A 23,004-nucleotide genomic window follows, 5' to 3' on the forward strand; every position below is an offset into this window, starting at 1 on the left:
CCGGATCAGTACTCCACGTTCTGCGAGCGGCGGCGGATGACCGTCACCTCGTCGCGCTGGTTGCCCGTCGGGCCCAGGTAGTTGAAGGCCCAGGTCAGCTGGGCGTAGCCGCCGATGAGGTGGGTGGGTTTGAGCATCACCCGGGTCAGCGAGTTGTGGATGCCGCCGCGGCGGCCGGTCTTCTCGGTCCTGGGGACGCCGACCGTGCGCTCCTGCGCGTGGTTCATGTAGACCGTGCCGGGCGGCATCTTGTGCGAGACGATCGCCCGGGCGGTGACCACGCCGTTGCGGTTGACCGCCTCGATCCAGTCGTTGTCGGCGACGCCGATCGCCTCCGCGTCCTGCGGGGACATCCACACGGTCTGGCCGCCGCGGCCCAGCGTCATCATGTAGAGGTTGTCCTGGTACTGGCTGTGGATCGCCCACTTGTTGTGCGGGGTCAGGTAGCGCACGGCGACCGTCTTCCCGTCGACGACGCCCAGCTCGGGCTCCCCGTACAGCGTGTGCATGTTCAGCGGCGGCTTGTAGACGGGGAGGGACTCCCCGACCTCGTGCAGCCAGTCGTGGTCGAGGAAGAAGTGCTGGCGGCCGGTGAGGGTGTGCCAGGGCTTGAGGTGCTCGGTATTGACGGTGAAGGCCGTGTAGCGGCGGCCGCCCGATTCGGAACCCGACCACTCCGGCGAGGTGATCACCGGGACCGGGCGGGCCTGGGTGTCGGCGAAGGTGATCCGCTTGCCCTCGGCCTCGGCGGCCAGCTGGGCCATGGGCCTGCCGACCTTCTTCTCCAGGGTCTCGAACCCCTGCGTGGCCAGGCGGCCGTTGGAGGTGCCCGACAGGGCGAGGATCGCCTCGCAGGCCCGCTGGGCGGTGTCCAGGCGCGGGCGGCCCGCGCCGGCCCCGCCGCGCACCAGTCCGTTCTTCTCACCGAGGTAGGCGATCTCCTCGGCGACGTCGAAGGTGACGGCCTTGGTGGTCACGCCGAGCCGGTCCACGAGCGGCCCGAGCGCGCCGAACTTCTCGCCGACCGCGCCGTAGTCCCGCTCGACGACCGTCAGGCCGTACATGGTCCGGCCCGGTACGGGCTCGCATTCGCCCTTCGACCAGTCCAGGGCGACCCCGCCGGGCTGGGCCATCTCCCCGCCCGCGGTGTCGTGCTGGAGCGCGGTCGCGACCAGGTCCCTGCGCACCCCGAGGCGGGGCCCGGCGAGCTCGCCGAACTTCTCGGCGAGGCCGCGGAAGGCGTCGTAGTCGGAGCGGGCCTGCCAGGGCGGGTCGACGGCCGGGGTGAAGGCGTGCAGGAAGGGGTGCATGTCCGTGGAGGACAGGTCGTGCTTCTCGTACCAGGTGGCCGCCGGGAAGACCACGTCCGACAGGAGCGTCGTGGACGTCATCCGGAAGTCCATGGTCGTCAGGAGGTCGAGCTTGCCCTCCACGTCCTGGGGCCGGTACGCGACGTCGCGCGGGGTGCAGCGCGGGCCGTCCGCGGGGAGGTTGGAGTGGGTGCCGAGGAGGTGCTTGAGGAAGTACTCGTTGCCCTTGGAGCTGGAGCCGAGGAGGTTGGCCCGCCACACGTTGAGCACGCGCGGCCAGTTGCGGGGGGCGTCGGGATCCTCGCCGGCGAAGCCGAGGGTGCCGTCCTTGAGCTGCTGAATCGTTTCGGCAATGGGATCCTCGGCCTCCCCCAGCTCCAGCGGGTTGCGGTCGAAGGTCGGGTAGGACGGCATCCAGCCCATGCGGGCGCTCGCCGCCAGGCAGTCCGCGCCGCTCATCCCCTCGAAGGCGCCCCCGGCGAGCGGGGAGGCCAGCGCCCCGGCCGGCAGGGTGTCGTACCGCCACTGGTCGGTGTGCAGGTAGAACCAGGCCGCGCCGATCATCTGGCGGGGCGGACGCGACCAGTCCGACGCGGCCGCGAGCGTGGCCCAGCCGGTGACCGGACGGCACTTCTCCTGGCCGACGTAGTGGCCCCAGCCGCCGCCGTTGCGGCCCTGGCAGCCGGTGAGGGTGAGCAGCGCGAGGAAGGCGCGGTAGATGGTCTCGGAGTGGAACCAGTGGTTCGTCCCCGCGCCCATCAGGATCATGCAGCGGCCCTTCGACTCCTGCGCGGTCCGCGCGAACTCCCGCGCCACGCGCGCCGCCTGGGCGGCCGGCACCGAGGTCAGCGACTCCTGCCAGCCCGGGGTCCCGGGCTGTGCCGCGTCGTCGTAGCCGGTGGGCCACTCGCCGGGCAGGCCCGCGCGGGCCACCCCGTACTGGGCCAGCATCAGGTCGAAGACGGTGGTCACCAGCCGCTCGCCGATCCGGCGCACCGGCACCCCGCGCCGGACGGTCCCGCCGCGCTCGTCGTCCTCGAAGCGCGGCAGCACGATCTCCGCGCTTTCGCCCGCGGCCTCGCCGATCAGCGAGAGCCGGGGCACGGTGGCGCCGAGGTCGAGGTTCCACTCCGGGGTCTCGTTCTTGCCCCAGCGGTGGCCGAGCGTGCCGTTCGGGACCACCGGATCACCGGTGACGTCGTCGACGAGGACGGTCTTCCACGCCGCGTTCTCCGTCTCCCGGCCCAGATCGGCGGCGGTGACGAACTTGCCCGGGACCAGACCGTGTTCCGTCTCCCGCAGCGACACCAGGAAGGGCAGGTCCGTGTACCGGCGGACGTAGTCCGTGAAGAAGGGGGTCTCCTTCTCCACGAAGAACTCCTTGAGGATGACGTGCCCCATTGCCAGGGCCAGCGCACCGTCCGTACCGGGGTGCGGGTGCATCCATTCGTCGGCGAACTTGGTGTTGTCGGCGAAGTCCGGGGAAACGGTGACGACCTTCTGCCCGCGGTAACGGGCCTCCGCCATCCAGTGCGCGTCCGGGGTGCGGGTCACGGGGACGTTCGAGCCCCACATCATCAGGTACGCCGCGTCCCACCAGTCACCCGACTCGGGCACGTCCGTCTGGTCCCCGAACACCTGCGGGGAGGCCACGGGGAGGTCGGCGTACCAGTCGTAGAAGCTGAGCATCGGGGCGCCGATGAGCGAGTGGAAACGGGCCCCGGAGGCGTGCGAGGCCATCGACATCGCCGGGATCGGGGAGAAGCCGGCGATCCGGTCCGGGCCGTGCTCCGCGATGGTGTGCACGTGCGCGGCGGCGACGAGCTCGGTCGCCTCCTCCCAGTCGGCGCGGACCAGGCCGCCCTTGCCGCGGGCCTGCTGGTACGCGCGCCGGCGCACCGGGTCGCGCTGGATGTCGGCCCACGCCTCGACCGGGTCGCCCAGCCGCGCCTTGGCCTCGCGGTACATCTCCAGGAGGGCGCCGCGCACGAGGGGGTGGCGCACGCGGGTGGGGGAGTAGGAGTACCAGGAGAACGAGGCGCCGCGCGGGCAGCCGCGGGGCTCGTACTCGGGCCGGTCGGGACCGACGGAGGGGTAGTCCGTCGCCTGCGTCTCCCAGGTGATGATGCCGTCCTTGACGAACACCTTCCAGCGGCAGGAACCCGTGCAGTTCACGCCGTGCGTCGAATACACGACCTTGTCGTGGCTCCAGCGGTCCCGGTAGAACGCCTCCGCGGCGCGGCCGCCCGTGCGGTGCACCGTGCGCAGGTCGTCGGAGACCTCGGCGCGGGTGAAGAAACCGCCCGCCTTGACGAGTGCGTCGACGGCGGCCTCGTGCGCCGCCCGATTCTTCTGACGCCTCTTCTGACGCTCGTCCACAGCGACCTCCAGGCCGGGAAACGGGTGTTGCGGTCTCCGGACGAGGGGACCCGTGAACGACGCTACGCCCGCCCGGAAGACGAACCCGGTGACAAAGGTCCCCAGTGCGGGTGACCTCCTGCCGGTCTTTTCCGGGCCGAGCGGATGGCAGGCTGGAGGAACACGGCGGAGCCCCGCGGAACACGAACGTCCGGGGGCGGGAACGGCATTGCGCCCCGGAAAGCCGGAATTCCGCAATGCCGCAATGCCGGAATTCCGGAACGCCCTGAGAGGGAACGGGAAGCGGGGCGGAAATGGCTGCGCGCAGACGGTGGGTACAGGTGTGGATCCCCGACCAGCACGGGGCCTGGGCGATGCTCGTCGTGCCCTTCCTCGCCGGTACCCTCCTCGCCCCCCGCCCCGGCGCGGAGCACGCGCTGCTCCTGACGGCCTGGCTGCTCGGCTACGCGGCCGCCTTCCACGCCCAGCAGTGGCTGCGGCTGGCCACCCGCCGGCTGCGCTCCGCGCGGCGGCACGTACGGCCCGCGCTGGTCTTCGGGACGGCCTGCGCGGCGGCGGCCCTCCCGCTCGCCGTGCGCCACCCGTGGCTGCTGCTCGCGGGCGCGGCGGCGGCGCCCTTCGTGGCGGTCAACACCGTCCACGCGCGCCGCGGCCGGGAGCGGGACCTGCTCAACGGCCTGGCGGCGGTGGTCCCGGCCTGCGGGATGCTGATGGTGGCGGCCGGCCTGGGCGGTCTGGGGCCCGGCGGCTCCTGGCGGCCGGCGCTGGCCTGCCTGCTGTACTTCGCCGGGACCGTCCCGTACGTGAAGACGATGATCCGCGAACGCGGCTCCCGGGCGTACCGCCGCGGCTCGGTGGCCTGCCACGCGGCGGCCGTGCCGGCCGCGGCCGCGCTCTCCCCCTGGCTGCTCCCGCCCTTCACGGCCTACCTCGCCCGCGCGGCCGCCCTCCCGGGGCGCGCCCTGCGGCCCGCCGTGGTCGGCGCGGTGGAACTGGCCTGCTCGGCGGCCCTGCTCGGGACCCTGCTCCTGGCCTTCTGAGGCCGCGCCGCCAGGCAAGATCCGAAAAGAGACGGCCTAGATCGATTCCTTGCGGGTCAGGAAGTTGAACGAGATCCAGCCCGGCAGGACCGGCAGCCAGAAGGTCATCAGGCGGAAGAGGAGCACCGCGGAGATCGCGACCTCCTTCTCCAGGCCCGCCGCGATCAGACCCAGCGTCAGCGTGGTCTCGACCGCGCCGATGCCGCCCGGCGTCGGCGCCGCCGAACCCAGGGCGTTGCCCGCCAGGAAGACCACGGCGATGCTCGCGTAGCTGATGGCCTCCCCGCCCCCGAAGGCGCGGATCGAGGCGTCCAGGCACATCACGAAGCAGCCGGTCAGCAGCAGCATGCCGCCGATGCCCGTCATCAGCTTCTGCGGCCGCTGGAGCACGTCCAGCATGCGCGGGACGACACCGGCGAACAGCGCCCGCACCCGCGTCGCGACGAACTTCCGCAGGAACGGCACCGCCGTGACGACGAGGACCAGGACCGCCACCGTCAGCAGCCCCGCGATGACCGTCCTCGACGGGGTCATCTCCGGGGTCTTCTCGGTGCCGGTCAGGTAGCCGAACGCCAGCAGCAGCAGGATGTGGCTGGCCAGCCCGAACAGCTGCGAGGCCCCCACGCTCGCCACGGCGAGCCCCGGCCGGATCCCGGCCCGCTGGAGGAAACGCGTGTTCAGCGCGACGCCGCCGACCGCCGCCGGGGCGACCAGCTTCACGAAGGACCCCGCGACCTGCGCGACCACCGTCCGCAGGAACGACACCCGCTCCGGTACGAAGCCCAGCAGGCTCATCGCCGCCGCGAAGTAGCTCAGCGCCGAGAAGGCGAGCGCCGCCCCGACCCAGCCCCACTGCGCCTCGCCGACGACGGTCGCGAAGTCCACGTGGGCCAGCTGCGTCAGCAGGAAGTACGCACCGAACGCGCCCGCGATGAAGGACACCAGCGTGCGCGGCCGGATCCGCTCCAGCCGGGCCGGCTCCACCGGCGCCTGCGGGCGGATCAGCAGCACCTGCCGGCGGATCTGGCTCAGCAGGTCCTCCTCGCGCGCGTCTTCCAGCGCCTCGTCCAGGGCCCGCTTCTCGGCCTTGCGGTCGGCGGCCGGGCTGGCCGCGGCGGCCTCCGCCCCGGCCGCGGCCCCCGCCTCGCGGGCCGCCTTCGCCGCCCGCGAGGACTCCAGTACGGCCTCCCGCTGCCGGTCGGCCCGCTCCCGGGCCAGCTTGCGCAGGGTCGCCCGCGTGGAGCGGCTCAGCGCGATCGGCTGGAGCAGCGGCAGGCAGTCCGCCACCGCGTCGGGGCCGAGCACCGAGACCGCCGAGGCCACCGACCGCTCCGCGCCGACGCGCAGGCCGAGCGTCGTCAGCAGCTGCGCGATGTCCATGCGCAGCACCAGGTCGCCCGCCGCGATCTCGCCGCCCCGCAGGTCGGTGAGGACGACGTTGCCGGCACGATCCACCACCAGCGCGTCGCCGGTGAGGCGGCGGTGCGCGATCCGCCGCGACTGGAGGGCCCGTACCTGCTCCCACGCGTTGCGGATCAGGTCGTCGGTGATCTCCTCATCGGGCAGGGCGTCGAGGGTCCGGCCGCCCAGGTGCTCGTACACGAGCATCACGGCGTCCGGGCCGAGCTCGGAGGTGGCGATCAGCTTCGGCGCGTTGGCCCCGGCCGCGATGGCCGCGTAGGCCAGCAGGGCCTCCTGCTCCAGCGCCTGGCGCAGCGACTGGAGACTGCGCCGGGTGGTGATGCCGCGCAGGGTCAGCCGCCGCCAGACCCGGTAGAAGAAGCCCTGCGCCTGCTGTTCGCGGTCCACGACGGTGACGTCCAGCGGCGGCCCGTCCTCCAGCGTGACGTGGTAGCGCCGGCCCCGGTCGCCGGCCTCGGAGCCGTCCGCCTCGGAGGCCTCCGCGCGCATCGCGCTGACCGGCTGGAAGCCGACGCGGCGCAGCCCCGCGAGGAGGTGCTGTCCGGTGGGCCGGACGTTCGGCGAGCCGACGGCGTACAGGGTTCCGTACGCGACGCTCCAGCCGATCAGCACGGTCAGGATGATCGAGAAGGGGGTGGTGTACCCGCCGACCAGCATCGCGAAGGCGTCCAGCAGCAGGACCACCCACAGCGCCACCCGCCAGCGCGGCCGCCGCGTCATGCCGACGGCGGTCATGTACGCGATCACGGGCGCGAGGTAGCCGTGCACCGGGTCGGTGGAGCCGCCCGCGGTGTCGGTCGCGCGGGTCAGGGCCTCCTGGATGGTGCCGGGGGCGGCCTGGGAGACCCACAGGTCGGTGGCGAGGGTGACGCCGTGCGCGAGCACCGCGGCCAGGACGCCGTCGGCGATGCGCAGGCCGTCGCGTTTGATCAGCCGCTCGATGGCGAAGGCGACGGGGACCAGCAGGACCGCGATCGAGGACACCAGGCCGGCGACCTTGATCAGCAGGTCGGGCGCCTGGCCGGTGCCCTTGGTGATGTCCTCCTCCAGGCCCGCGGTCGTCCCGTGGGCGAAGGCGGCGATGCTGAGGACGACGGCGATCCCGAGGACGCCGACGAGGAGCCGGACGAGGTCGGAGGGCCGGTGCACGCGGGCGGCGAGCAGCGGCTCGTCGACCTCGACGCGGTCGGCCGCGGTCGGGGTGTGGCCGGGCGGGTCGTCGGGGTGTGGGTCGCAGAGGGGCACCTCGTCGGGGCGCGCGGCGTCGCCGGGGCGGGCGTCGCCGTCCGCGGGCGCGCCGGGGTCCCGGCCCGGGCCGGGGTCCGGGCGCGCGTCAGTCGCCGGGTGCGCGTCCGTCGCCGGATCCGCGGCTGTCGCCTGATCCGCGTCGCCGTCTGGGTGCGCGTCGCCGTCCGAGGATGCGCCGGAGTCCGCGGACGCGCCGCCCTCGGGGCGCGCGCGGTCGTCCCTCGACGCACCGTCCGGAGGGCCCACGCCCTGCTCCTTCGCCGTCACATCCGTCTCTTCTTGATCACGTATCACCAGTCACCGCCCGGAAGATGGTGGCACGGACCGGCGGCCGAGCGGGGCAGCAGGGTGCGCGCCGGTACGGAAGCGAGACTTCCGCCGATCCCTCCCCGGCGTCCGGCACCATGTCCCGAATGAGCGAAGAGCTTCCCGCCTACGCGGAGCGGGTGCTGGAGGTGGCCGAGCGGATTCCGCCCGGCCGGGTGATGACCTACGGGGACGTCGCGGAGTGGCTCGGCGAGGGCGGACCCCGCCAAGTCGGCCGTGTCATGGCCCTGTACGGAGCGGCCGTGCCCTGGTGGCGGGTGGTGCGGGCGGACGGCGTGCCGCTGCCCGGGAGCGAGCGCCGGGCCCTGGAGCACTACCGCGCGGAGGGCACCCCGCTGCGCGAGACGCCGTCCGGCGGGCCCCGGCTGGCGATGCGCCGGGCGCGCTGGGACGGACGGGACGGGCGGGTCGGAGGCGACGAGGCTCACACCTGACAGCTTCGGCCATGCGGGACGCGGGCGGAGGGTCGAAGGCCCGTACGGGGGACGACCCCGGAGGCCTCCGGGGCGACGTTCCCGCCCCCCGGGACGGACTGCGGCCGCCACCGCGGTTGGCGTAGCGTTGCCTCTTCGGCGCACGCGGCGGCCACGCAGGCCGCCGGCGCCGGCGACTCCGTCACCGCACCCGCGGCGGCCGCGGCCACCGCGGCGACCGCAGACCCACCAGGACCGGCACACCACGTGATCACCTCTTCCTCCGGCCGCCCGCAGCGGCGTACGCGCACCCCCGACGCGTACCGGCTGGTGCGCACCGGGCCGGGACGGGTGGCTCCCCCTGTCCTGGACGCAGCGCAGCGCGCGGTGGTTGATCACACCCGGGGACCCCTGCTGGTGCTGGCCGGACCCGGCACGGGCAAGACGACCACGCTGATCGAGGCGGCCGCCGCCCGGGTCGAGGCGGGTACCGACCCGGCGCGCGTCCTGATCCTCACCTTCAGCCGCAAGGCCGCGGTGGAACTGCGCGACCGCGCGGCCCTGCGGCTCGGCGGCGCCCGCGCCCCGCAGGCCACCACCTTCCACTCCTTCTGCTACGGCCTGGTCCGCGCCCACCAGGACCACGAACTGTTCGCGGACCCGCTGCGGCTGCTCTCCGGGCCCGAGCAGGACGTCACGGTCCGCACCCTGCTGGAGGGGCAGCGCCGGCTCGGCTCCATCCGCTGGCCGGACGACCTGCGGGCCGCGCTGACCACCCGCGGGTTCGCCGACGAGGTCCGGGCCGTCCTGGCCCGCGCCCGCGAACTGGGCCTGGGGCCGGAGGCCCTCTCCGACTTCGCCGACCGCATCGGCCGCCCCGACTGGAAGGCGGCCGCCGCCTTCCTCTCCGAGTACCTCGACGTCCTGGACCTCCAGGGCGCCCTGGACTACGCGGAGCTCCTGCACCGCGCCGTGCTCCTCGCGGAGCGCACGCCCTCGCTCGCCTCCGCCTACGACGTGATCCTCGTGGACGAGTACCAGGACACGGACGCCTCCCAGCTGCGGCTGCTGCGCGCGCTGAACGGCCCGGGCGGGACCCTGATCGCCTTCGGCGACCCGGACCAGTCGATCTACGCCTTCCGGGGCGCCGACATCAACAACGTCCTCGACTTCGAGTCGGCCTTCCCCGGGGCGCGGGTCCGCGCGCTGACGATCGGCCGCCGCTCGGGCGCCGCCCTGCTGGCCGCCACCCGGCTGCTGACCACCCGCATGCCGTTGCCGCGCCTGCCGTCGGCCGCCGTACGGGCCCACCGGGCGCTGGAGCCCGTACGGGACGGGGGCCGGGTCGAGGTCTACACGTACCCGACCGCCGGGGCGGAGCTCGACAACATCGCCGACGTGCTGCGCCGGGCCCACCTGGAGGACGGCGTGCCCTGGCGGGACATGGCCGTCCTGGTCCGCTCCGGCGGCCGCACCCTCCCGGCGATGCGGCGCGCCCTGATCGCGGCGGGGGTCCCGGCGGAAACGGACGCCTCGGCCACCCCCCTGCGCCACGAACCGGCCGTGGCCCCCCTCCTGACGGCCCTCCGCATCACGGCCAAGGCCGCAGCCGCCACCACCGTCACCCCGGACGCCGGTGCACCCGCCGCACCGGGCGCCGTCCCCGAGGCCGCCGCTGGTGTCGTCGAGCCGGATGCCCCCGCCGAGGCCGCCCCGGGCGCGGCCCCCGCCGCCGCTGCGGCCGCGCTGCCCGACGGCGCCGCCGCCGACCCGGGTGCCGTGGCGCAGCCCGCCGCCGTCGGGGACGCCTGTGCGCCCGCCGCGCCGGACGCTGCCGCCGAGGCTGCGCCGGGCGCGGCCCCCGCCGCCGCTGCGGCCGCCCTGCCCGACGGCGCCGCCGCCGACCCGGGCGCCGTGGCGCAGCCCGCCGCCGCCGGGGATGGCGCGGGCGAGGGGTGGGTCGGGGTAGAGGCCGCCATCGAGCTGCTCGGGTCGCCGCTCGGCGGGATGGACGCCGCCGACCTGCGCCGGCTCGGCCGGGCCCTGCGCGACGAGGAGCGGGCCGCCGGGGTCACCGTCCCCGCGCCCTCCGACGTCCTGCTGGCCCGCGCCCTCGCCGAGCCCGAGCGGCTCACCGCGCACGACCCCGCGTACGCCCGCGGAGCACAACGCCTCGGCCTGCTGCTGCGCAAGGCCCGCGAGCTCCTCCAGGGCGGCGGCACCGCCGAAGAGGCCCTCTGGACCCTCTGGGACGGCACCCCCTGGCCGCAGCGCCTGGAACGCCGCGCCCGCCGCGGCGGCACCACCGGCCGCAACGCCGACCGCGACCTCGACGCGGTCTGCGCCCTCTTCGACAACGCCGCCCGCGCGGAGGAACGTACCGGCGGCCGCGGCGCCCTCAACTTCCTCGAACAGCTCGACGCCGAGGACATCGCCGCCGACACCCTCACCACCCGCGCCGTCCGGCCCGACGCCGTCCGCCTGATGACCGCCCACCGTTCCAAGGGCCTGGAGTGGGGACTCGTCGTCGTCGCCGGGGTCCAGGAGGGCCTCTGGCCGGACCTCCGCCGCCGCGGCTCCCTCCTCGAAGCCGACCGCATCGGACGCGACGGCCTCGCCGAACCCCTCACCCCCGGCGCGCTCCTCGCGGAGGAACGCCGGCTCTTCTACGTCGCCGCCACCCGCGCCCGCCACCGCCTCGTCGTCACCGCCGTCAAGGCCCCCGCCGAGGACGGCGACCAGCCCTCCCGCTTCCTCACCGAACTCGGCGTCACCCCCAAGGACGTCACCGGCCGCCCCCGCCGCCCGCTCGCCGTCCCCGCGCTCGTCGCGGAACTCCGCGCCACCACCGTCGACCCCGCCGCCTCGCCCGCCCTGCGCGACGCCGCCGCCCGCCGGCTGGCCCGGCTCGCCGCGCTCACCGACGACGAGGACCGCCCCCTGGTTCCCGCCGCGCACCCGCAGCGCTGGTGGGGCCTGTACGAGCCCACCGCCTCCACCGTGCCCCTGCGCGACCGCGACCGGCCCGTCGCCCTCTCCGGCAGCGCCCTGGACCAGCTCGCCAACACCTGCTCCCTCCAGTGGTTCCTCGGCCGGGAGGTCAAGGCCGACGCCCCCTCCACCGCCGCCCAGGGCTTCGGCAACGTCGTCCACGTCCTCGCCGACGAGGTCGCCTCCGGCCGCACCCCCGCCGACCTCGCCGTCCTCATGGAGCGCCTCGACTCCGTCTGGGACGCCCTCGCCTTCGACGCCCCCTGGAAGTCCCGCCAGGAGAAGGACAACGCCCGCGCCGCCCTGGAACGGTTCCTGCGCTGGCACACCACCGACCGCGGCGGCCGCACCTCCGTCGCCACCGAGCACGACTTCGACGTCACCCTCGACGCCGGCGAGTACGCCGTCCGCATCCGGGGCTCCATGGACCGCGTCGAGGCCGACCCGCAGGGGCGTGCGTACGTCGTCGACTTCAAGACCGGCAAGGGCGCCCCGACCAAGGACGAGGTCGCCCGCCACCCCCAGCTCGCCGTCTACCAGCTCGCCGTCCGCGAGGGCGCCGTCGACGAGGTGTTCGACGGCCTGCGGCCCGAGACGGGCGGGGCCGAACTCGTCCAGCTCCGCCAAGGGGCCGCCAAGAAGGACGGCGGGGACGAGGTCCCGAAGGTCCAGGCCCAGCAGCCGCTCGACGGCGGCCCCTCCGGCGCCTGGGTCGGCGACCTGCTGGCCACCGCCGCGGGCCGGGTCCTGGACGAACGCTTCGCCCCCGCCACCGGCGAGCACTGCAAGCGCTGCTCCTTCCGCAGCGCCTGCAGCGCCCGCCCCGAGGGCCGCCAGAGCGTCGAATGAGACGCCGGACCGCGTTGTCGGTGGCGGCGGCTAGCCTTTTGTGGTGACCGCTGTGACCGCGTACGAGTCCGGGCGCGCCCCCGCACTCACCGATCCCGAGCAGCTCAAGGAGCTCCTCGGGATCCCCTTCACGCCCGAACAGCTGGCCTGCGTCACCGCCCCGCCCGCCCCGCAGGTGATCGTCGCGGGCGCCGGCTCCGGCAAGACCACCGTCATGGCCGCCCGCGTGCTCTGGCTCGTCGGCACCGGCGCGGTCGCCCCCGAGCAGGTCCTCGGGCTGACCTTCACCAACAAGGCCGCCGGCGAGCTCGCCGAGCGCGTCCGCAAGGCCCTCGCCCGGGCCGGGGTCACCGACCCCGACCCCTCCCCGGCCGACGCCGGGGCGGCCGGCGGCGAACCGCGCATCTCCACCTACCACGCCTTCGCCGGGCAGCTCCTCAAGGACCACGGCCTGCGCATCGGCCTGGAACCCAGCGCCCGCCTCCTCGCCGACGCCACCCGCTTCCAGCTCGCCGCCAAGGTGATCCGCGAGGCCCCCGGCCCCTACCCCTCGCTCACCAAATCCGTCCCCGACCTGGTCAGCGACGTCCTCGCGCTCGACGGGGAACTCTCCGAGCACCTCGTCGAACCGGACCGGCTGCGCGCGTACGACACGGCGCTGCTCGACTCCCTCGTCGGGGTCAAGCTCACCAACGAGGACCTGCGCAAGGTCCCGGAGGCCGTCCGCGGCCGCCTGGAGTTGCTGGAACTCGTCAGCCGCTACCGCGCCGCCAAACGCTCCCGCGACCTCTTCGACTTCGGCGACCAGATAGCCCTCTCCGCACGGCTCGCCACCACCCGCCCCGAGGTCGGCGCGCTGCTGCGCGAGGAGTTCCGCGTCGTCCTGCTCGACGAGTACCAGGACACCTCCGTCGCCCAGCGGCTCCTGCTGTCCGGCCTCTTCGGCGGAGGTACCGGGCACGCCGTGACCGCCGTCGGCGACCCCTGCCAGGCCATCTACGGCTGGCGCGGAGCCTCCGTCGCCAACCTCGACGACTTCCCCGAGCACTTCCCGCACGCCGACGGCCGCCCCGCCACCCGCCTGTCTCTCAGCGAGAACCGGCGCAGCGGCGGCCGCCTGCTCGACCTGGCCAACGGGCTCGCCGCCCCGCTGCGCGCCATGCACGAGGGGGTCGAGGCGCTGCGCCCCGCCCCGGGCGCCGAACGGGACGGGTCGGTGCGCTGCGCGCTGCTGGAGACCCACGCGGAGGAGCTGGAGTGGCTCGGGGACTCCGTCGCCCACCTGGTGCGCACCGGGAAGGAGCCCGGCGAGATCGCGGTGCTGTGCCGCTCCGCCGCGGACTTCGCGCGGATCCAGGCCGTCCTCGTCGCCCGTGACGTGCCGGTGGAGGTCGTCGGCCTGTCCGGCCTCCTGCACCTCCCCGAGGTCGCCGACCTGGTCTCCGTCTGCGAGGTGCTCCAGGACCCCGGGGCCAACGCGGCCCTCGTCCGGCTGCTCATCGGGCCGCGCTGGCGCATCGGCGCCCGCGACCTGGCGCTCCTCGGACGCCGGGCCCGGCAGCTGGTGGCCCGCGCCCCCTCCGACACCGGGCCCGACGGGCGGCTCGCGGCGGCGGTCGAGGGCGTGGACCCGGCGGAGGTCGTCTCGCTGGCCGACGCGCTGGAGACCTTCCTGGACGGCGCCGGCCAGGCCCCCGACGACCTCCCCTTCTCCGCCGCCGCCCGGGTCCGCTTCGCGCACCTCGCCCAGGAGCTGCGGGACCTGCGGCGGGCGCTCGCCGACCCGCTGATGGACGTACTGCACCGGGTGCTGTCCACCACCGGCCTGGAGGTGGAGCTCTCCGCGTCCCCGCACGCGCTGGCGGCCCGGCGCCGCGAGACCCTGTCGAACTTCATGGACATCGCCGCGGGCTTCGCCGCGCTGGACGGCGAGGCGACCCTGCTGGCCTTCCTCGGCTTCCTGCGCACGGCCGCCCAGTACGAGAAGGGCCTCGACCACGCCCTGCCGGGCGGGGAGAACACCGTGAAGGTGCTCACCGCCCACAAGTCGAAGGGCCTGGAGTGGGACGTGGTCGTCGTCCCCGACCTGTGCGCGGGCTCCTTCCCGAAGGAGAAGGCCCCGGAGGCCTGGACCTCGTACGCGAAGGTGCTCCCGTACGGCCTGCGCGGGGACGCCCCCACGCTGCCCGCCGACCCGGAGTGGACCCCGGCCGGACTGAAGTCCTTCAAGGCCGCCCTCAAGACCCACAAGCAGACCGAGGAACTCCGCCTCGGGTACGTCACCTTCACCCGCCCGCGCTCCCTGCTGCTGGCCTCCGGCCACTGGTGGGGGCCGACGCAGAAGCGGCGCCGGGGCCCTTCGGCGTTCCTGGAGTCCCTCCGCGCCCACTGCGAGGCGGGCTTCGGTGAGATCGAGGTCTGGGCGCAGGAGCCCGCCGCCGACGCGGAGAACCCGGCCCTGGACTCCACCGGCCCGGACCACTCCTGGCCCCTCCCGCTGGATCCGGCCTCCCTCACCCTGCGCCGCGCGGCCGCCGCCCTGGTCGAGTCCCACCTGTCGGCCCCGACCCCGCCCCAGCCCCAGCCCCCGACGGACCCGTACCTCTGGCCCCCCGACTGCGAAGACCCCTCCTACGACGAGGAGCCCCCGCCCGACGAGGAGCCGTACGCCACCCCGCCCGAGGGGGACCCGCATTCCGAGGGCCCCTTCCATGGCGGCCCCGCCCCCGGGAGCCCGCACTCCGAGCGCCGTCCCTCCGGCGCCCCGCGCCCCGGCGCCGGGTCTCACGGGGACCCGAGCTCCGGGGACCCGGCTTACGGGGACCCGCGCTCCGGGGACCGGGCTTACGGGGACCCGGCTCCCGGCGCCGGGTCTTACGGGGACCCGGGCTCCGGCGACCCGGCTTACGGGGACCCGCGCTCCGGCGACCCGGCTTACGGGGACCCGAGTTCCGGCGACCCGGCTTACGGGGACCCGGCCCCCGGCGCCCCGTCCTCCGGCGGCCCGGTGGACGGGGCTGCGGAGGGGTCCGGGGACGCCGCTCACCCCCTGCCCGGGCGGGGGCCGTGGGCGGGCGAAGCCGTGCCCGAAGACCCCTGGGCGGTCCCGCCGCAGGGCCCCGCCCGGGACGGGGTCCGGGGCGCGGCCCCGGTTCCGGGAAGGGGCGGGGCGGGGGAGAACCACCTCCCCGCCGACCCCTGGGCGCAGGAGCCCGCCGACCCCGAGGACCTCTGGGCGGGCGAGCCCGCGTACCCCGGCCCCCACCCCGCCGCCGCGCCCGGCACCCCCCGGCTGCCCGCCCCCCGCCGCGCCGCCACCGGCCCGGCCGCGCCCCCGCTCACCCCCGAAGAGGCCCGCGCCATCGCCTCCTGGGACCGTGACCTCGACGCCCTGGAGGGCGAGCTCCGCCGCGCCCGCGAAGCCGTCCGCGAGGTCGAGTTGCCCTCCGCCCTGTCCGCGAGCCAGCTCCTGCGCCTCGCCGCCGACGAGCAGGGCTTCGTACGGGATCTGGCCCGTCCCATGCCCAAGCCGCCGCAGCCCGCCGCCCGCCAGGGCACCCGCTTCCACGCCTGGGTCGAGTCCCGCTTCGACGAACTGCCCCTGCCCCTCCTCGACGGGCTCCTCGACCCCGCCACCGAGCTGCCCGGCTCCGACCAGGAGGTCGCCGACGAGGCCGACCTCGCCTCCCTCAAGGCCGCCTTCGAGCGCAGCGAATACGCCGAGCGGACCCCGTACCGGATGGAGGCCCCGGTCCAGATCACCCTCGCCGGCCGGGTGATCCGCGGCCGGATCGACGCCGTCTACCGGCACCCGGACGGCTCGTACGAGGTCGTCGACTGGAAGACCGGCCGCACCACCCAGGCCGACCCCCTCCAGCTCGCCGTGTACCGCCTCGCCTGGGCGGAAGCCACCGCGACCCCCCTGGAGCGGGTCTCCGCCGCGTTCCTCCACGTCCGCAGCGGCCGCGTGATCCGCCCCCGCGACCTCCCCGGCAGGGCCCGGCTTGAGCGGATCCTCCAAGGCGAAACGGGCACGGACGGTGACCCTCAGGTGGACGGCTAGGCTCGTGGCCATGAGCGAAACCCTGCCGGACAGCGCCGTCCGCCTGTACATCGACGCCCACCGCGAGGCCTTCCTCGGCGACCTCGCCGAGTGGCTGCGCATCCCGTCCGTCTCGGCCCAGCCCGAGCACGCCGACGACGTGCGCCGCAGCGCGGAATGGCTCTCCGCGAAGCTCAAGGAGACCGGCTTCCCGGTCACCGAGATCTGGCCGACGGCGGGCGCCCCCGCCGTCTTCGCCGAATGGCCCGCCGAGGACCCGGCCGCCCCGACCGTCCTCGTCTACGGACACCACGACGTCCAGCCCGCCGCCCTGGCCGACGGCTGGCACACCGAGCCCTTCGAGCCGGTCGTCGCGGACGGCCGCATGTACGGGCGCGGCGCGGCCGACGACAAGGGCCAGGTCTTCTTCCACACCCTCGGCGTGCGCGCCCACCTCGCCGCCACCGGGGCCGCCGCCCCCGCCGTGCACCTCAAGCTCCTGATCGAGGGCGAGGAGGAGTCCGGCTCCCCGAACTTCCGGGCGCTCGTCGAGGAGCGGGCCGGCCGGCTGGCCGCCGATGTCGTGATCGTGTCCGACACCGGCATGTGGTCCGAGACCACCCCGACCGTCTGCACCGGCATGCGCGGCGTCGCCGACTGCGAGATCGACTTCCACGGGCCCGACCAGGACATCCACTCGGGCGCCTTCGGCGGCGCCGTGCCCAATCCGGCCACCGCCGCCGCCCGCCTCGTCGCGGCCCTGCACGACGAGGACGGCCGGGTCACGATCCCCGGTTTCTACGACCACATCACCGAGCTGACCGACGCCGAACGCGCGCTCATCGCCGAATTGCCCTTCGACGAGGCCGAGTGGCTGCGCACCGCGAAGTCCCACGCGACGGCGGGCGAGGCCGGGTACTCCACCCTGGAGCGGGTCTGGGCCCGCCCGACCGCCGAGGTCAACGGCATCGGCGGCGGCTACCAGGGCCCCGGCGGCAAGACCATCGTGCCCGCCTCCGCACACCTGAAGCTGTCATTCCGCCTGGTGTCGGGGCAGGACCCGTACGAGGTCGAGGCGGCCGTACGGGACTGGGTCGCGGCCCGCGTGCCCGCCGGCATCCGGCACTCCATCGTCTTCGGAGCCCCCACCCGGCCCTGCCTGACCCCGCTGGACCACCCGGCCCTGCAGTCGGTCGTGCGCGCCATGGGCCGCGCCTTCGGGCAGCCGGTCCGCTTCACCCGCGAGGGCGGCTCGGGCCCGGCGGCCGACCTCCAGGACGTCCTGGACGCGCCGGTCCTCTTCCTCGGGATCTCCGTGCCCTCCGACGGCTGGCACTCGCCGAACGAGAAGGTCGAGCTGGACCTCCTCCTCAAGGGCGTGGAGACCGCCGCCTACCTGTGGGGCGACCTCGCCGAGCACTGGAAGCCCACCGCCTGACGATCGCGCCGCCCGCGCGCACCCACCCACCCGCGCGCAGCCGCCCGCACCACTCGCACCACACCAGCCTGCCTTGTCCCACACACCGGGGGAGTTGGAAGTACCTGTGAGCACCCATACCGAGCCCGAGCGCCCGATCTCGCTCTCCGCGCCCAGCGGAATCGACCGCGCCGCGCACCACCGCCTCGACGAGGCATGGCTCGCCGCGGCCTGGAGCCACCCGACGACCCGCGTCTTCGTCGTCTCCGGCGGCCAGGTCCTGATCGACGACACCGCCGACGGCGGCACCGGCATCGTGATGACCCCGGCCTTCGAGGCCCCCGTCACCGAGACCCACCGCTACTTCCTGGGGACCGACGAGGACGGCGTACGGTACTTCGCGCTGCAGAAGGACTCGCTGCCGGGCCGCATGGACCAGTCGGCCCGCCCGGCCGGTCTGCGCGAGGCCGGGCTCCTGCTGTCGCCGCGCGACGCCGGCCTGATGGTGCACGCGGTGGCGCTGGAGAACTGGCAGCGCATGCACCGCTTCTGCTCCCGCTGCGGCGAGCGCACCGTGGTCGCGGCCGCCGGCCACATCCGCCGCTGCCCGGGCTGCGGCGCCGAGCACTACCCGCGCACCGACCCGGCCGTGATCATGCTGGTCACGGACGAGCAGGACCGCGCGCTGCTGGGCCGCCAGGTGCACTGGCCGGAGGGCCGCTTCTCGACGCTGGCCGGGTTCGTCGAGCCCGGCGAGTCCATCGAGCAGTCGGTGGTCCGCGAGGTGTGGGAGGAGGCGGGGGTCAAGGTCGGCACCGTCGAGTACGTGGCCAGCCAGCCCTGGCCGTTCCCGTACAGCCTGATGCTGGGCTTCACCGCCCGGGCCGTCACCTCGGAGATCACGGTCGACGGCGAGGAGATCCAGGAGGCCCGCTGGTTCTCCCGCGAGGACCTGCGCGCCGCCATCGAGTCCGGCGAGGTCCTGCCCCCGTCGGGCATCTCCATCGCGGCCCGCCTCATCGAGCTCTGGTACGGCCAGCCCCTCCCGAAGCCGGCCGCGTCGGTCTGACCCGCCGCCCCCCCCCGCGTCCCGTAACCCGGCCCCGGCGCGGGCGGGGGCACGGGGCCGGACACGCAGAAGGCCCCCGCCGCAGCGGGGGCCGGTCTGTGGCCGAGAACGGACCGGGTCAGACGGCCAGGGCCTGCTTGACCTGGGCGAGGCTCGGGTTCGTCATGACGGACTCGTTGCCGGCGGAGGACTTCACGAGCACGGTGGGGACGGTCTGGTTGCCGCCGTTGGCCTGCTCGACGAACTTCGCGGACTCCGGGTCGAGCTCGATGTTGATCTCGTTGTACGCGATGCCTTCCCGGTCCAGCTGGGTCTTCAGCCGACGGCAGTAGCCGCACCAGGTCGTGCTGTACATCGTGACGGTGCCCGTGTCCTGCATGCTCGCTCCTCTGTGAGGTCTCGGTGGACCGAGGTCTCTCGGCTGGTCCGAGTAGTCGAACGCACGCCGTCGCCCCACCATTCCCGGCCGCCCCGCCCCGGCCGGGCGGTGTGACGGATCCGACTGATCCAACCGGCTGCCGGGGCCGCGAACCGGTGTGATGAACGGCCCCACCTGTGGACGGTCATCCCGTCCGCCTCCCGGGACCTGGCAGCATGGCGGGGTGACATCAGCAACGCACTCCTCAGACTTCCCGGCCGCCACCGGCAGTGGCGCGGCGGACGCCGACGCCGTGCTCCTGGGCCTGGACCCGGAGCAGCGCGAGGTCGCCACGACCCTGCGCGGCCCGGTGTGCGTGCTGGCGGGCGCCGGTACCGGCAAGACCCGCGCGATCACCCACCGCATCGCCTACGGGGTGCGTTCCGGCCAGCTGATGCCCGCCAGCGTGCTGGCCGTCACCTTCACCAACCGCGCCGCCGGAGAGATGCGCGGGCGCCTGCGCAGCCTCGGCGCGGGCGGGGTGCAGGCCCGCACCTTCCACTCCGCGGCGCTGCGCCAGCTCCAGTACTTCTGGCCCCGGGCCGTGGGCGGCGAGGTGCCCCGGCTCCTGGAGCGCAAGATCCAGTTCGTGGCCGAGGCCGGAGCCCGCTGCCGCATCCGCCTCGACCGCGGCGAGCTGCGCGATGTCACCGGCGAGATCGAATGGGCCAAGGTCACCCAGACCGTGCCCGCCGACTATCCGGCCGCCGCCCTCAAGGCGGGCCGCGAGGCCCCCCGGGACCTGGCCGAGACCGCCCAGATCTACGGCGTGTACGAACAGCTCAAGCGCGACCGCGGAATGATCGACTTCGAGGACGTGCTGCTGCTCACCGTCGGCATCCTCCAGGACCGCCACGACATCGCCGAGCAGATCCGCACCCAGTACCAGCACTTCGTGGTGGACGAGTACCAGGACGTCAGCCCGCTCCAGCAGCGCCTGCTGGACCTGTGGCTCGGCGAGCGCGACTCCCTCTGCGTCGTCGGGGACGCCAGCCAGACCATCTACTCCTTCACCGGCGCCACCCCCGACCACCTCCTGAACTTCCGCAACCGCTACCCGCAGGCCACCGTGGTCAAGCTGGTCCGCGACTACCGCTCCACCCCCCAGGTGGTCCACCTCGCCAACGGCCTGCTGGGCCAGGCCAAGGGCCGGGCCGCCGAACACCGCCTGGAGCTGGTCTCCCAGCGCGAGCCCGGCCCCGCCCCCGTGTACGCCGAGTACCCGGACGAGCCCGCCGAGGCCGAGGGCGTCGCCGGCCGGGTCCGGGACCTCATCGCGGCCGGCGTCCCCGCCGGGGAGATCGCCGTCCTCTACCGCATCAACGCCCAGTCCGAGGTGTACGAGCAGGCCCTGGCCGACGCCGGGGTCCCGTACCAGCTGCGCGGGGCCGAGCGGTTCTTCGAGCGGGCCGAGGTGCAGAAGGCCGTCCTCGCCCTGCGCGGGGCCGCCCGCTCGGGCGGCAGCAACGATCCGCTGCTCGAAGACGTCGTGGAGCTGGGCTCCCAGGTCCGGGCCGTGCTCAGCTCCACCGGCTGGACCGCCGAGCCGCCCGCCGGCTCCGGCGCCGTGCGCGACCAGTGGGAATCCCTGGCCGCGCTGGTCCGCCTGGCCGAGGACTTCGCCCGGGCCCGCCCCGGCGCGACCCTGGCCGACCTCGCCGTCGAGCTGGAGGAGCGCAAGGCCGTCCAGCACGCGCCGACCGTCCAGGGCGTCACCCTGGCCTCGCTGCACGCGGCGAAGGGCCTGGAGTGGGACGCCGTCTTCCTGGTCGGCCTCACCGACGGCATGGTGCCGATCACCTACGCCAAGACCGACGAGCAGGTCGAGGAGGAGCGCCGGCTGCTGTACGTCGGCGTCACCCGCGCGCGGGTGCACCTGACGCTCTCCTGGGCGCTCTCCCGGGCTCCGGGCGGGCGGGCCTCCCGTCGCCCCAGCCGCTTCCTGAACGGCCTGCGGCCGGGCTCCGCGGCCCCCGCGAGCCGGACCGGGGCCCCGGCCGAGGGCGGCGCCCGCAAGCGCGGCCGCCGCGGCCCGGCGCTGTGCCGGGTCTGCGGCCGGACCCTGACGGAGGCCGGCGACATCAAACTGATGCGCTGCGAGGACTGTCCGTCCGACATGGACGAAGGGCTCTACGAGCGGCTGCGCGACTGGCGCGCGGCCCAGTCGAAGGCCCAGGGGCTGCCCGCGTACTGCGTCTTCACCGACAAGACCCTCATGGCCATCGCGGAGGCCTCGCCCTCCGAGGCCGGGGAGCTCTCGATGATCTCCGGCGTGGGTGGCCGCAAGCTCGAGCGGTACGGCGCCGATGTCCTGGCCATCTGCGCAGGCCAGGAGCCTGCCGGGGCGGATTCTGACGACGCGTAGAAACTCGTCGGAAAAATAGTTTGCACATGCCCGGCGGATCCCCATAGGTTCTTAGCAACGGAAACGGTGGCTTCTCCGAAGCCCTGGATCCGTGCTGTACTTATCCGAATACGCATGGGACAGGCCCCCGGGCCCCGTCCCCGAGACGCCGAGAGGAGGCGAGACCAGTGGCCAGCTTCAAGACCTTCACCAAAATGACCGATCGCTCGGTCGACGCTTCCTGCCTGCTCGGCTCCGTCTCCAACCTGGGTACCGGTCTGTCCGCGATTTCCGCCGGCAGCCCCGCCCTCCTGGCGACCCTTCGGGTCAGCGAGCGCAACGAGCGACCGACCCAGGCACCGGTGGCAGTACTGGAAGCCCAGGCGCACGCCGCCTATGGCTTCGCGGCCGCAGCCGGTGCCGGATCCCAGACGCAGACGCAGACCAAGAAGCACCAGCACCACCTGATGTGGGCCTTCCGCGGGCTCGAACCCTGGAGTGATCCAGCCTGATCTCATGATCAGGCCGGCGCCTTCAGGGCCGCGGAACCCCACCCGGGATCCGCGGCCCTTCTGTTTGTCCCCGAACGGGGACGGCGGAGCGAAGGGGCCTCGGGACTGGCAAGACCAGGTACCAAGCCGCGACCGGCCGACCGGCCGGAACGACTAGTCGAACAAGACGAGGAAGAAAAACACCGTGCAACTCGAAGCGCACGCCCCGTCCGTACCGCAGAGCCAAACGATCTCCCCGCCCGCAGTCCCGGAGGACTCCACCTTGACCCCCCTCACCGCGCTCACCGCGCTCGACGACGCCATCGAGAACCTCGGCGTCCCGGTTCCCTGCCGCACCTTTGACCCCGAGGTCTTCTTCGCCGAGTCCCCGGCCGACGTCGAGTACGCCAAGTCCCTCTGCGGCACCTGCCCGCTGGTCGAGGCCTGCCTCGCCGGGGCCAAGGAGCGTCGCGAGCCCTGGGGCGTCTGGGGCGGCGAGCTCTTCGTCCAGGGCGTCGTCGTGGCGCGCAAGCGTCCGCGTGGCCGTCCGCGCAAGAACCCGGTTGCAGCGGCATGACCGCCATCGGAACCATCGACCGCCCCCTGACGCACGACCCCCTGAAGCAGGCCCTCATGTCCCCCCACGCCACCACGAGCGAGCAGCCGCACGGCTCCGCCACCGCAGACTTCATCACCGCCGGCGCGATCACCTCGCGTCAGAACAGGACCCGCGAAATGCAACTCATCCCAGAAGCCCTGGCTCGTGCCCATATGGACGACCGCATGCGTGAGGCGGACGCCGAGCGTCACGCCCTGCGCCTGGTCGCCGCCCGGCGCATGCAGCGCAAGGCCGAGCGCGTCTCGCTGCGCGCCCGGCGCGCGCTCGCCATGGCCGTCATGCACTGACGGCCGGTGAGCCCGCGAGCCACCGACTGAACCACCCGGGGGGACCGGTCCGAACGGACCGGTCCCCCCGGTGCGTTGCGGAGCGGCCCGCGCCCCCGCGGGGATATCGTCTGGAGGTGGACCAGCACCCTCCCCAGCCCTCGCCGCCGGGATCCGGGGCCCAGCCCGTCGTCTGCGCGCGATGCGGGGCCCGTTCCCCGGACGGCGCCCCGCCCACCTGGACCTGCTCGGTGGAGAACGGGACCAGACAGTACTTCTGCGTCGACTGCGCGCGCGCCAACCTCCGGGCGATCGAGGGCCGCCTCGACTCCGCCTGGTGGTGACACCGGCCGCCTGCG

General features: G+C 74.5%; 14 protein-coding genes. 11 read left to right on the forward strand and 3 right to left on the reverse strand.

The genetic code is table 11. The features are described 5' to 3' along the window. Positions 1 to 5: 5 nt before the first annotated feature. Positions 6 to 3,689, reverse strand: a complete 3,684-nt coding sequence (locus tag ACFYYT_RS05650; RefSeq protein ID WP_351829479.1) for a nitrate reductase subunit alpha — start codon at positions 3,687 to 3,689, stop codon at positions 6 to 8. 293 nt (positions 3,690 to 3,982) lie between these two features. Between ACFYYT_RS05650 and ACFYYT_RS05655 the strand changes: the two genes are divergently transcribed. Continuing rightward, positions 3,983 to 4,729 (forward strand): YwiC-like family protein, encoded by a 747-nt coding sequence (locus ACFYYT_RS05655; RefSeq protein WP_351829482.1) that lies wholly within the window; start codon positions 3,983 to 3,985, stop codon positions 4,727 to 4,729. A 36-nt stretch (positions 4,730 to 4,765) separates the two neighbouring features. On the opposite strand, the gene ACFYYT_RS05660 is transcribed toward ACFYYT_RS05655, so the two are convergent. Next, entirely contained in the window at positions 4,766 to 7,693 is a 2,928-nt protein-coding gene (locus ACFYYT_RS05660; RefSeq protein WP_388607001.1) for a lysylphosphatidylglycerol synthase domain-containing protein, read from the reverse strand. 119 nt (positions 7,694 to 7,812) lie between these two features. Between ACFYYT_RS05660 and ACFYYT_RS05665 the strand changes: the two genes are divergently transcribed. The 5 genes from ACFYYT_RS05665 (at position 7,813) to nudC (ending at position 18,507) form a co-directional block, all read left to right on the forward strand. Continuing rightward, positions 7,813 to 8,160, forward strand: a complete 348-nt coding sequence (locus tag ACFYYT_RS05665) for an MGMT family protein (protein WP_351828679.1) — start codon at positions 7,813 to 7,815, stop codon at positions 8,158 to 8,160. A gap of 249 nt (positions 8,161 to 8,409) precedes the next feature. Continuing rightward, positions 8,410 to 11,979 carry an ATP-dependent helicase gene (locus ACFYYT_RS05670; protein ID WP_388607145.1) on the forward strand — a complete coding sequence of 1,190 codons (3,570 nt, stop codon included), beginning with the start codon at positions 8,410 to 8,412 and terminating at the stop codon, positions 11,977 to 11,979. Between the two features lie 43 nt (positions 11,980 to 12,022). Continuing rightward, positions 12,023 to 16,042: a UvrD-helicase domain-containing protein gene (locus ACFYYT_RS05675; RefSeq protein ID WP_388607003.1), complete on the forward strand. Its 4,020-nt coding sequence runs from the start codon at positions 12,023 to 12,025 to the stop codon at positions 16,040 to 16,042. A gap of 10 nt (positions 16,043 to 16,052) precedes the next feature. After that, entirely contained in the window at positions 16,053 to 17,459 is a 1,407-nt protein-coding gene (locus ACFYYT_RS05680) for a dipeptidase (RefSeq protein WP_351828682.1), read from the forward strand. Positions 17,460 to 17,553: 94 nt separating this feature from the next. Then, positions 17,554 to 18,507 (forward strand): NAD(+) diphosphatase, encoded by a 954-nt coding sequence (gene nudC, locus ACFYYT_RS05685; RefSeq protein ID WP_385321667.1) that lies wholly within the window; start codon positions 17,554 to 17,556, stop codon positions 18,505 to 18,507. 118 nt (positions 18,508 to 18,625) lie between these two features. On the opposite strand, the gene ACFYYT_RS05690 is transcribed toward nudC, so the two are convergent. Next, positions 18,626 to 18,886, reverse strand: coding sequence for a mycoredoxin (locus ACFYYT_RS05690; RefSeq protein WP_045949161.1), 261 nt, complete (start codon positions 18,884 to 18,886; stop codon positions 18,626 to 18,628). 160 nt (positions 18,887 to 19,046) lie between these two features. Between ACFYYT_RS05690 and ACFYYT_RS05695 the strand changes: the two genes are divergently transcribed. The 5 genes from ACFYYT_RS05695 (at position 19,047) to ACFYYT_RS05715 (ending at position 22,989) form a co-directional block, all read left to right on the forward strand. Continuing rightward, positions 19,047 to 21,290, forward strand: a complete 2,244-nt coding sequence (locus ACFYYT_RS05695) for an ATP-dependent DNA helicase UvrD2 (RefSeq protein ID WP_351828687.1) — start codon at positions 19,047 to 19,049, stop codon at positions 21,288 to 21,290. 167 nt (positions 21,291 to 21,457) lie between these two features. Continuing rightward, positions 21,458 to 21,781, forward strand: a complete 324-nt coding sequence (locus ACFYYT_RS05700) for a hypothetical protein (RefSeq protein ID WP_351828690.1) — start codon at positions 21,458 to 21,460, stop codon at positions 21,779 to 21,781. Positions 21,782 to 21,965: 184 nt separating this feature from the next. Continuing rightward, entirely contained in the window at positions 21,966 to 22,337 is a 372-nt protein-coding gene (locus tag ACFYYT_RS05705; RefSeq protein WP_351828693.1) for a WhiB family transcriptional regulator, read from the forward strand. Next, positions 22,334 to 22,666 carry a hypothetical protein gene (locus tag ACFYYT_RS05710; RefSeq protein WP_351828695.1) on the forward strand — a complete coding sequence of 111 codons (333 nt, stop codon included), beginning with the start codon at positions 22,334 to 22,336 and terminating at the stop codon, positions 22,664 to 22,666. Before ACFYYT_RS05705 ends, ACFYYT_RS05710 begins: the two co-directional genes overlap by 4 nt. A 116-nt stretch (positions 22,667 to 22,782) precedes the next feature. Continuing rightward, positions 22,783 to 22,989 carry a hypothetical protein gene (locus ACFYYT_RS05715; RefSeq protein WP_351828696.1) on the forward strand — a complete coding sequence of 69 codons (207 nt, stop codon included), beginning with the start codon at positions 22,783 to 22,785 and terminating at the stop codon, positions 22,987 to 22,989. Positions 22,990 to 23,004: the final 15 nt, after the last annotated feature.

It is taken from the genome of Streptomyces sp. NPDC002032, from assembly GCF_042890765.1.
Classification (GTDB): domain Bacteria; phylum Actinomycetota; class Actinomycetes; order Streptomycetales; family Streptomycetaceae; genus Streptomyces.